Origin of the sequence: Trichocoleus sp. DQ-A1 (assembly GCF_039961955.1) — a bacterium.
In the GTDB taxonomy this organism is placed as follows: Bacteria; Cyanobacteriota; Cyanobacteriia; order Cyanobacteriales; family FACHB-T130; genus FACHB-T130.
In genome coordinates this window covers 97,685-109,403 of the sequence record NZ_JAMPKE010000005.1, presented here as the reverse complement: position 1 = coordinate 109,403, position 11,719 = coordinate 97,685, and the positions used below count along the sequence as shown (strand labels likewise).

General features: G+C 48.5%; 4 protein-coding genes and 1 pseudogene. 4 read left to right on the top strand and 1 reads right to left on the bottom strand.

What is annotated here, in order from left to right:
• Positions 1-24: 24 nt before the first annotated feature.
• Positions 25-819, top strand: coding sequence for a class I SAM-dependent methyltransferase (locus NDI33_RS07480; RefSeq protein ID WP_190410331.1), 795 nt, complete (start codon positions 25-27; stop codon positions 817-819).
• Between the two features lie 85 nt (positions 820-904).
• On the opposite strand, the gene NDI33_RS07475 is transcribed toward NDI33_RS07480, so the two are convergent.
• Complete coding sequence (locus NDI33_RS07475) at positions 905-2,500, bottom strand: BamA/TamA family outer membrane protein (protein WP_199302534.1); 1,596 nt, start codon at positions 2,498-2,500, stop codon at positions 905-907.
• Positions 2,501-2,650: 150 nt separating this feature from the next.
• Here NDI33_RS07475 and NDI33_RS07470 point away from each other — a divergent pair, with 150 nt between their 5' ends.
• From NDI33_RS07470 to NDI33_RS07460, 3 genes and pseudogenes are all read left to right on the top strand, one after another.
• Complete coding sequence (locus NDI33_RS07470) at positions 2,651-3,901, top strand: GNAT family N-acetyltransferase (protein WP_199302533.1); 1,251 nt, start codon at positions 2,651-2,653, stop codon at positions 3,899-3,901.
• An 85-nt stretch (positions 3,902-3,986) separates the two neighbouring features.
• A pseudogene (locus tag NDI33_RS07465) lies at positions 3,987-4,775 on the top strand (2-isopropylmalate synthase).
• A gap of 431 nt (positions 4,776-5,206) precedes the next feature.
• A complete protein-coding gene (locus NDI33_RS07460; protein WP_190677250.1) occupies positions 5,207-11,671 on the top strand; it encodes an AAA family ATPase in 6,465 nt (2,154 codons plus the stop codon).
• Positions 11,672-11,719 lie beyond the last annotated feature (48 nt).

Sequence of the window (11,719 nt, the reverse complement as noted above, 5' to 3'; positions counted from 1 at the left end):
AAACGGCGAAGTATTTTATATAAAATGTCTAATAAAATAGCAACTGTGAGTAACTTAAACATTAATGGCATCACCCATGAGCTAATAAAGATTCAAGAGCAAAATAGTAATTGTAGTTTGTGGCAATTTAGAAGCTTAATCAGTGCTAATCAATATCTTCGGCTATATAAAATTTTTTTAAAATATGTTCCTAAAGGGAGTGAAGTATTAGATTGGGGTTGTGGGAACGGTCATTTTTCTTATTTCTTAGTAAAGGCTGGCTATAAAACCTCTGGATTTGCTTTTGAGGACTTTTGTGTTCGGGAAACTCTAAACAGCTCAACTTATGAATTTAGAAAAGGGAGTGCTGAAGATCCAACAGCCATTCCCTATCCAGATAATAAATTCAATGCAATCGTATCTGTAGGGGTTTTAGAGCATGTCAGAGAGACTGGAGGAAATGAAATTACCAGCTTACGGGAAATCTTCCGTTTGCTCCAACCAGGTGGCGTTTTTATCTGTTACCATTTTCCGAATCAGTTTAGTCTGATTGAAGCGATCGCTTCCCGGTTGCCTAACAAATATCATCATCAATATCGTTATACTCGCCAGTCAATCACAACTCTCTGCCAAGAAACCGGATTTGAGGTTCTAGAAGTCCAGCGTTATGGTTTTCTACCCAGAAATATGTGGGGCGTATTTCCCAAAGCAATCGGAAATTTCCCACTGCTGGCATGGAGCTGGGATTTTTTAGATGACATTTTGGCATATCCTTTCTCTGTAGTCTGTCAAAACTACTTGTTTGTCGCTAGAAAACCCTTGGCAAAATCCTCTGAATGATGATCGCAAGCCTTTGGTAGCAGCGTACAAAGCGATCGCTCTTTTAGGGTGACTTAAACGCGATCGCCCAAATATCCCCTTTCCATCAAAAGCGCTGACCCGTGGTTACTTCAAGTCGGACTTCTCCCTGGTCGCTAATGCCTAAATCGCTGCGAATTAAACCAAACGGGGACTTGATCCGCAATCCTAACCCGTAACCAAAACCACTCCCCGGTTTGCCGCGCAGCAAACCCGGTTGCCCAAGCACCGTGTCACCAGACCCCAAATCTGAGCCGTAGTCAGCAAAGACAACCCCTCCCAGCCACTGCAAAATCGGGAAGCGATATTCTATTGAAGCCAAGGCATAACTGCGACCGCTAGCAACTTTACCAGAACCATAGCCGCGCACAGAATTGAATCCGCCAAGATTAAACGCCTCAGTCGGAGGAAATTCGCCAAGTATCGTCCCAGTTTGCAAATTTAAAGCCACCATTTCTGGATTTTCGGTTTCCCTACCCTTGCCAATCCAGCTGACTGGGACATATTGAATATAATTCGCTCGCACTCGGTTACTCAAAATACTGCCCAATCCAATCGGAATCGACTGTTCCGTGGTCAGGGTTAGCAGCGAACCCTGAGTCGGATTGGAACGGCGATCGCGCCGATCTCTCGCTACACCGAACGACACCGTTACCAAGTCATCAATGCCAGTTTTGCTGACAGATAGCGGATTTCCCAATTCATCCACCCGTGCAATATTGAAATCAGCATCGCGGGTACTAATCCGGGTGTAGTTCAAACCCAACGATCCATCCCAGCCATTAAAAGAACGCAACACCGCCACACCGCCGCCAAATCGTCCTTCCCGTGTACTATCGCCATTGGGCAACTCGATTTCATCGGTGAAGGTGCGGGAATAATCCCGATTGCGAAACGCTCTAACGCTATACCCCAAGCGGTTTGGCTCCCCAGCCCGATAAGGGCTAGTAAACTGGGTATTAAACTGGACATCCTTACCACTCACCTGAAGTTTGGCAGCTAAGCGATCGTTGACACCATTGATATTGGCGTCTCGATAGCTTACCGAACCGTAAAGCCCGATGTCGCCGCTATTGCCACCCCCCAATGTGATAGAAGGAAAGCGATTCTCCTGGATGTCGTAGATAATGTTAACCCCGTCGGTGGCTTCCTCCACAACAACATTGACATCTTTAAAAGACTCTAATCGCCTCAATCGCTGCAAGTCTTCCTGAAGCAAATCTTCACGAAATACCTCACCCGGCTTGAGTTTCAGTTCGCCAATAATAAAATCTTTTTTCGTGCGACTGGGTATCGGTCGATTCTGGTCATCGACTGACTCACCTTTGTTATTAACAAAGCGGATCTGCACATCTTTGACAATTCTGGAGGCAACCTCAGCAGCAGTTTGAACGCCCTCCCGGCTGGACGCTGGCGGTATCGTTTGTGGCAGATAATCACCATATTTGGCATCATATTCAACAACAGGAATGGGATTTGCTGTCTGAGCCAATCCTGGCGTTACCTGGGTTACGGCTGGAGTCGCAGCATCCTCAATGGGTGCCGATGTCGCCATATCGCCCGAAGTCGTCTGGGCAGGGGGTGGGGAGGATGCGATCGCTCCTTTTGTTTCCCAGATTCCCAGCGTTGCCACCATCAAAATTGCAAATGTTTTAAGACCCATAAAATTAGCTTAATCGGCTGGCTACCATTGTGCTTGGCTCATTGGCTTGTATCCTTAGCGAGGACTGGCTTTTGAGGCGGGCAACAGACGGAATCTATTGCAGATATCAAGTGAAATGGTATCAGTAACAACCAAGTAAACGTCAAGGATATGAGTATTCAACAGGCATTTAACACAGCAGCAACTGAGTACGACAAGCTCCGACGCACCCTGATTCCCTGTTTTGATGACTTTTACCAAACAGCCATTCAGGTGATCCCATTTGACCGCACAGCAGCCCTAAACGTTCTCGATTTAGGTGCAGGGACGGGACTTTACTCAGGCATGGTTCAGGCAGTGTTTCCGAATGCTGAATTTACACTGCTGGATCTCGCGACTGAGATGTTAGAGCAGGCAAAGGCTCGATTCCAGCAGATGGGAAAATCTCCCAAAATCTGGATTGGAGACTACGTTAAGACAGATTTGAGCGATTCCTATGACCTGATTATCTCCGGCTTATCGATTCATCATCTGTCTGATTCCAAGAAGCAGCATCTTTATCAGCGGATTTATGATGCCCTCAAACCTGGAGGGATGTTTATCAACGCCGATCAAGTTTTAGGCAGAACACCCCAACTGGAGCAATTTTATCAACAACAATGGCTGAATACCGTGCGCGATCGCGGGATCTCCGAGGAGCATCTCCACGCCGCTCAACATCGGATGACCTACGATCGTCTAGCACCTCTCGACGCTCAGATGCAATGGTTGGAAGCAGCCGGTTTTCAGAACGTAGACTGCTGGTATAAGCATTACAGCTTTGCCGTGTTTGGTGGATCTCGTTCTGCTGAGTCGGAGCCAGAGATACAACCACCCACAATTCAAACACAACGGTTAACGCTCCGTCCTTTCACCTTGGCAGATGCTCCTGATGTGCAACGCTTCGCCAGCGCTCGCGAAATTGCTGATACAACACTAATTCCTCATCCTTACGAAGATGGGATGGCTCAAGCGTGGATTAAGGCTCATTCGGCAGCATTTAAGGAAAACAAAGCAGTCTACTTTGCGATCGCGTTGCGGGAAACTGGAGAACTCTGTGGGACGGTTAATCTGATGATTGATGCCAAACAGAACAATGCGGAGATCGGTTACTGGATTGGCAAGCCCTACTGGGGACAAGGCTACTGTACTGAAGCAGCAAAAGCTCTACTGCAATATGGTTTCGAGGTACTTAAATTGCACCGCATTCATGGGGCGCACTTTTCGCGCAATCCAGGTTCGGGACGAGTCATGCAAAAACTTGGGATGCAGTATGAGGGATGTCGTCGTCAACATTTACGGAAAGGAGAAACCTTTGAAGATATCGAACAATACGGCATCTTGAAAAGTGATTGGCAGCAAATGATTGGTCAAAATTACTAACTGCTTACCTAAAAATGCAGAAAAAAACCGGCTATGGCACAACCATCTTTACCAAAAATTATCATCTTCGACACTACAATGCGGGATGGAGAACTTGCGCCCGGTAATCAAAATGGATATTCATCAAAAAGTCCAGCTTGCCAAGCTTCTAGAGGAGATGCGGGTTGATGCCATTGAAGTGGGATATCCAGGAGCTATCCAGAAAGATTTTGATGAAATTTTTCTTGTTTCCAAACAAATCAAACAATCAACCCTTTGTGGATTAGCAAATTCTAAACCGAATGAAGTGATGGACGTTGCTTTAGCAATTAAACCAGCAGCACGAGGCAGAATTCATATTTACACCCAAGTTAATTTGAAACATCAATCAACCTAGGCTGAAGAACAAACGTTAGAAGCGATACACGATTCTATTGGACTTGCCAGAAACTACTGCGCGGATGTGGAGTGGAGTGCTTTTGATGCTCCTCGAAGCCAACCGGATTTTCTTTGCAAAGCAATTGAAACAGCCATCAAAAACGGTGCCAGAACAATCAGTATCCCTGACAGCCTTGGTTTATCGTCGCCAATAGAATTCTCAGGGTTGCTGAATATGCTCTTTAATCGGGTGTCAAATATCGATCGGGCTACGATTTCTGTCCACTGTCATGATGATATGGGATTAGCAGTAGAGAACTCAATCGCAGCTCTCAGTTGGGGTGTCAGGCAAATTGAATGCTCGATTAATGGACTGGGAACAAGGAAAGGGAATGCTGATTTGGGAGAAGTCGTAAATGCAATTATTAATCATCCAAATTATAACGTTGATATTGAGAAATCTTTAATAGGTCAAGCCTCGGAGTTAGTTACTAAAATCTCCGAATCTGTAAAGTGAAAATAAAGTTATTCGTTAATTATTTTAATTTCAATATCTAAAAATATTTACCGATAAACATTCTATGGATAATCAGCGTAAGCTAACTACTTTAATGCAGGAAAAATAAACCTAGTTAAAATATAAGTTATTTTTTTAAGTATTGTATTACGTATAAACAAAAAACTATCAGAAGATGATATTGCAACAACAATGAATGAAGGGGGCGGGGAACTATTTTTATAAAAATAGCAACTTTTACTTACTGGAAAGTTGAGGTTTAAGGCAAGAATGCCCCAAACGGCTTTTTATCGGAATTTAATAATTTATTTCTAACAATACTGACAAAGAGCAGTTATAAGTTGATGAGTATTAACTGCGATCGCAAGCGGCTGTCAGTAAACTGCGAAAAGTTATAGACTGAGTACCAAATGGACGGGCAGAGTAAAAATATGATGCTGCCTACTTTAGAGATCGTATTGCTAGGTGGCTTTCGCCTAACTTATGACGAAAAGCCGGTGACAGACGTGAGCGGGGAGCGATCGCAATCGTTGCTGGCATATCTGGTGCTGCACAGGGGCACGCCTCAGCCTCGTCAGCGGCTGGCTTCCCTGTTTTGGGCTGACTCAACAGACGAGCAAGCCCGAACGAACCTAAGAAGAGAACTGCACCACTTACGGCGGGTTTTGCCGGACGCGGATCGATTCATTGAAGTAGATACAAAAACGCTACAGTGGCGCTCAGATGCACCTTTTACGTTAGATGTTGCAGAGTTTGAGCGGACAGTAGCTCAAGCGGAGGAGGCAGAACGAGCGGCTGACCGGAAAACCGTCCGAACCTTGTTAGAACAGGCGGTAGCCCTCTATCAGGGGGATTTACTGCCCAACTGTTACGACGAATGGATTTTTCCGGAACAGGAACGACTGCGACAAATTTTTATCCAAGGATTGGAATGGTTGGTTCGCCTGTTAAAGGAGCAACGGGATATCCGGACGGCGATGCGCTATGCCCAGCAGTTGTTAGAAGTTGACTCGCTCAACGAAGCAACTTATGGTGACTTGATGCAACTGCACGCGCTTAATGGCGATCGCGCGAGTGCCTTGCGAATCTACCACCGCTGCATGACGCTTTTACGAGAAGAGTTAGGAATCGATCCTAGTCCGATTACCCGCGACCTCTACGATCGCCTGCTGAATGAAGATTCTGAAGGGATAAGCAGTCGAGAAAAAAGCTTTGAATTACTCAATACAAATTCTGAATTAAATACACCCCCTCAAAACGACAGGCAACCTCGTTGCGATTGGGGCGAAATCATCGATGTAAGCCTATTTTACGGAAGGACAGAGGAGCTAAACTCGCTCAAGCAGTGGATTGTACAGTATCGCTGTCGCCTAGTTGTCTTATTAGGCATGGGTGGAATTGGGAAAACTGCCTTGTCCGCCAAACTAGCGCAGGAAATCCAGGGAGAATTTGATTTTGTAATTTGGCGATCGCTACGAAATGCTCCCACCCTCCAAACTCTTTTGCACGACTCGATCTCTTTTCTGTCGGAACAACAAGAGACGGGCGGTGAGCTTGAACGACTAATATATTGGCTGCGAAATTCTCGCTGCCTAATCGTTCTAGACAATGCAGAAACCCTTTTTCAGGTCAGTTGTCCGGGGCAGTATCGTCCGGGATATGAAGGCTACGGGGAACTGCTGCGAGCGATCGCAGAAACCGCCCATCAAAGTTGCCTAGTGCTGACCAGTCGGGAGAAGCCTGCTGAGGTGGGCATCTTAGAAGGTGTAGTTGATGGGAATTCAGCTTTACCTGTGCGAACCTTGCAACTGAGCGGCTCGCCAGAGGCAGCGCAAGCACTCATTCAAGCAAAAGGATTAATCGGTTCTGAGGCACAGCAACAGCATTTGTGTCAGTTCTACGGCTGTAATCCTTTGGCATTGAAGATTGTTGCCACTTCCATTCAAGATGTTTTTGATGGCAAGATCCAAGATTTTCTCGCTCAAAATACCACGATTTTTAATGGGATTCACAGACTGCTAGACCAGCAGTGTCAGCGTTGCTCTGCCTTAGAAAAAACAATTATGTTTTGGCTTGCTATTAATCGAGAATGGACAACCTTCTCGGAATTGGCAGAGGATATCGTTCCCACCGTTTCTCGTGCAGACCTACTGGAAGCATTGGGTTCTCTCAGTTGGCGATCGCTGCTCGAAAAGCAGTCAGGCAGCTATACCCAGCAACCTGTGGTGATGGAGTACATCACTGAGCGATTGATTGCCCAAGTCTGTGAAGAAATTCAACACTTAGAAGTCGGAAATGGGGAATTGTTAGCAGAAAACCAGAGACCCCTGATTTCCATCCTGCACAGCCACGCCTTGCTCAAGCCTCAGGGCAAAGACTATATCCGAGAGATTCAGATTCAACAAATTGTTAAAACCGTTTTAAACACTTTAATGACCCGACTGCACGGGCAATACAACGTTGAGCGTCATTTGACTCAACTGCTTTCAAAACTACGAAATGAATGGTCGAGACAACCCGGATATGCAGGTGGCAATATCCTCAATCTGCTCGTTCAATTGCAAAAAGACTTAACAAGTTATGACTTCTCCCATCTCACCCTCTGGCAGGCTGATTTACGAGAAGTGAATTTACATCAGGTCAATCTTGCTGATGCCGACCTGTCCAAAGCTGTGTTTACAGAACCCTTGAGCTTCGCCCTCGCCGTTGCTTTTAGCCCCGACGGACAACTTCTAGCGACTGGGGATACTAACCGCGAGGTGCGGGTGTGGAGAGTAGCAGATGGGAAAAATTTACTGACCTGCCAAGGACATACCAATTGGGTTTGGTCGGTCGCTTTTAGTCCTCAAGGGAATATCCTGGCGAGTGGTAGCGATGATAAAACGATTAAACTGTGGGATCTCAAGACAGGGCAATGCCTCCAGACTTTGCAAGAACACGCCCATCAGGTCTGGTCGGTCGCCTTTAGCCCGGATGGTCAAACCTTAGCCAGTGGGAGTGAGGATCGAACGGTCAAGTTGTGGGATGTCAAGTCAGGAAAGTGCTGTAAAACGCTTCAGGGTCACGAAAATTGGGTGCGATCGGTAGCATTCAGCCCTGACGGAAAAACCCTGGCAACTGGCAGCGACGATCGCACGATTAAACTGTGGGATCTCAAAACCAGTCAATGCTGCCAAACCCTGCAAGGACACGCCGAGCGAGTTTGGTCGGTCGTCTTTAGCCCGGATGGTCAAACCTTAGCCAGCAGTAGTAGCGATCGCACGATTAAACTTTGGAATTTTAAGACGGGGGAATGCCGCCGAACCCTCAAAGGGCATGGAAACTGGGTGAGATCGCTTTCTTTCAGCCCGGATGGTCAAACGGTAGCCAGTGGCAGCGAAGACCGCAGCGTGAAGCTGTGGCGAGTTCGGACTGGGGAATGCTACCAAACATTATGGGGGCACCAAAATTGGGTGCGGTCGGTGGCATTCAGCCCGGATGGAGAAATCCTGGCAAGCGGTAGCGGCGATCATACCGTTAAGTTGTGGCACGCCCCTACAGGTAAATGTCGCAGAACGCTACAGGGTTATGCGAACCGAGTGCGATCGCTGGCATTAAGTCCGGATGGTCGCATTTTGGCAAGTGGGAACGACGATCGCACCGTTAAATTGTGGGATCTGGGCACCGGGAAATGCGTTCAAACCTTGCAAGGTCACACTAGCTCAGTTTCGGCTGTTGCTTTTAGCCCAGATGGTCAGACTCTCGCTAGTGGGAGCGGCGACCAAATGGTGAAGCTTTGGGATCTTGACACCGGACGTTGTCGCCAAACCTTGCAAGAGCATACTTGCGGGATTTGGTCAGTTGCCTTCAGCCCCGATGGTCGAACCCTTGCCAGTGGCAGCGATGACCAGACGGTGAAGCTTTGGGACGTGCAGACGGGACAATGCCAACGTACCTTGCAGGGACACGCCAGTTGGGTTTGCGCGATCGCTTTCAGTCCGGATGGTCAGACTCTGGCGAGTGGCAGTTACGACCAAACGGTGAAACTTTGGGATGTCCAAACAGGACAATGCTCTCAGACATTCCAGGGACATACCAATTGGGTTTGGTCAGTTGTCTTTAGCCCAGATGGTCAAACCTTGGCGAGTGGAAGTGGCGACCACAGTATTAAGTTATGGGACGTGCGGACAGGAGAGTGCCGACGCACCTTGGCAGGACATACCAGCCGAGTTTGGTCAGTTGCCTTTAGTCCAGATGGTCAAATCCTTGCCAGTGCGAGTAGCGACCAGACAGTAAAGCTTTGGGATGTCCAAAACGGTTCTTGTCTTCATACCTTGCAGGGACACACCAATTTAGTCTGGTCAGTTATCTTCAGCCTTGATAGCCGCAGGGTCGCGAGTGGCAGCCAGGATGAAACGATTAAGCTTTGGGATGTGCAGACGGGTGAGTGTGTAAAAACCTTAAGGGCGGATCGACCTTATGAGGGAATGAACATCACCGGAGTGACCGGATTAACAGAAGCCCAAAAGGCTGCTTTGAAGGCGCTGGGGGCAGTAGAAACTGGGAGCCAAGGAGAGAATCAGCCCCGATTCTTGGCTCCCCTAATCGGGCGAGAGCGGGAATGGGCGACAATCTGTAATTGGATGGCATCCGATACCCGGATGGTCGTTTCAGAAATCCTTTTACTGGTTGGCGAATCGGGAATTGGGAAGACGCGCCTGCTGGAAGAACTTGCTTCCGTTGTCACGAGCAACGGTCGCGTACTCTGGGGACGCGGGTTTGAGGCGGAAATGCTGCGACCTTATGGAGTTTGGATTGATGCACTGCGGGCGATCGCTCGTGATTCAGGATCGCAATTGCCAGCAGAACTGAGTTCCCTGTTTCCAGAAGTGGAGGGAAGAAGAGATCCGGGCGATCGCTCTCAGCTATTTGATGCGGTAGTCAACCTGCTGTCCCAACTTTCGAGCAATGGCAAACGAATCGTCATTATCCTAGATGATATTCAGTGGCTGGACGAGGCATCTACGGCACTCCTGCATTATGCAATCCGCCTGCTGGGTCATTCCTCCGTTCGGTTTGCCCTCTCTGCTCGTCAACGCGAGTTATCAGATAATGTGCCTGTGTGTAAGCTGGTGCAAGCGCTGCGGCGGGAGGAGCGGGTGCAAACCATCTCACTGCCACTATTAAATCAAGCGCAAGTGGTTCAGCTGACTCGCTCGGTGAATATCGATGTTGATGGCAACCGCGTCTTTGTGGATAGTGGCGGGAATCCCCTATTCGCTCTAGAAGTGGCTCGTGCCCTAGCCCAGCATGACACGGCTTACTCCGACAATCTGGAAGCCTTGATTCAAGACCGATTGCGGCAACTCGACGAACCGGCGCGAGAACTTTTACCTTGGGCAGCTGCATTGGGGCGAAGTTTCAGTCCGACAATCGTGGCACGGGTTGCCGACTATCCGCTCTCTAAATTACTTTTAGCCGTGGAAGAACTGGAGCGGCAGGGGATTATCCGTCCAGGAGCTTTATTAAATAACGAAACTGGCTATGACTTTGCTCATGATGTTGTGCGGAAAGTCGCTTATCACCAGTTGTCAGAACCCCGCCGTAAATTAGTGCATTTGCAGATTGCCCAGGCTTTGAATCGTCTCTCGGTTCCTGACAACGCCCTAGCCAGCGATGTCGCGCATCATGCATCATTGGGCGGTCATGATTCCTTAGCCGCCTCAGCTTTCCAGGCAGCTGCCGAACGTTGCTTGCGCCAGTTCGCCTACTCAGAAGCATCGGAACTGGCTCAACGGGGAATTCAGCATTGCCGGAACCTTGAGAAGACTTTACGGGTGCGGCTTCACATCGGACTGCTAAAGGTCTACGTTCTGGCAGGAGTTACCAGAAATCAAATCCCCCAACTCGAAAATAACCTGCATCAATTGATTGCCGAAGCCAGCGCCCTTGGTTTGAAGGATGAAGAAGCGATCGCGCTAGAAGCTTTGATCGTGCTGAACTACGAGCGAGGTAATCTCATGGGTGTTCGCGAACACTCCCTCCAAGCAGTGAAACGAGGACGATTGGCAAGTCCGGCAACTACCGCCCGAATGCTAGCTCACAGCGGTTGGTGCCTCGCCGAAACCGAACGCGAGATGCCCCGTGCTGAGGCGCTGTTGCTAGAAGCACAGCCGCTTGCCGCGAGAGTGGGACTTGAAATTATCGATATTCCCTGTGGTCTGGGATGCGTGCGCCGTCATGCAGCGGATTTCCCGGCGGCGCGTTCTCTTTTGGAACAAGCATGGCGAATGGCGCAAGCGGAACAGGATCGCTGGCGAGAGTCTGCTTGTTTGACTTATTTGGCAATGACCGAGTTGGAAGCGGGCAATCCGAGAGATGCGATCGCTTACTCCGAGGAACTGGCAGCAGTTGCCACAAAAATTAGTGGTGAAGGCAGCGAAGGCCCATTCGCCGTTGCCCTGAGTTCGCTCGCTCGTTATGTTATCGGAGAAATAGGCGCTGAAGAAGCACTTGAGCCAGCATTATCCACCCTGCGTCGGATCGATGCGAACCGAATGCTAGCTTATACCCTGAGCTTTGCAGCGGCAAGGGATCTGGAAAGGGGTCGCGTTGAATTAGCGATCTCCCGCGCTCAAGAAGCACTTCATGCCGCGCAAATTGTAGATCATCCCAGTGAAATTGCCCTCGCTTGGGCTGCACTCATTCGGGGAAAGTTAGCTTTAGGCGAACATAAGCGTGCAGCAGAGCTATTTCAAAGCTTACAGCACCAAATTGACCCTCGCGTCTTGAGCGTTCGTGCCCAAACTGCCATCAATCGCTTACCGCAGGAGCTGAGGACTAACGCAGAGATCCCCCTTGCGTCCCCCTTAAAAAAGGAGATTTTTCCAGTTCCTCCCAATTTATCGGGGGGTTAGGGGAATCTAGGCTTCAAGTTTTCAGTGCGTAAGTCCTGTATTTAAAAA

Coding starts and splice junctions, on each gene's coding strand:
- NDI33_RS07480 (WP_190410331.1), top strand. CDS start 25: ATGTCTAATAAAATAGCAACTGTGAGTAACTTAAACATTAATGGCATC.
- NDI33_RS07475 (WP_199302534.1), bottom strand. CDS start 2,500: ATGGGTCTTAAAACATTTGCAATTTTGATGGTGGCAACGCTGGGAATC.
- NDI33_RS07470 (WP_199302533.1), top strand. CDS start 2,651: ATGAGTATTCAACAGGCATTTAACACAGCAGCAACTGAGTACGACAAG.
- NDI33_RS07460 (WP_190677250.1), top strand. CDS start 5,207: ATGATGCTGCCTACTTTAGAGATCGTATTGCTAGGTGGCTTTCGCCTA.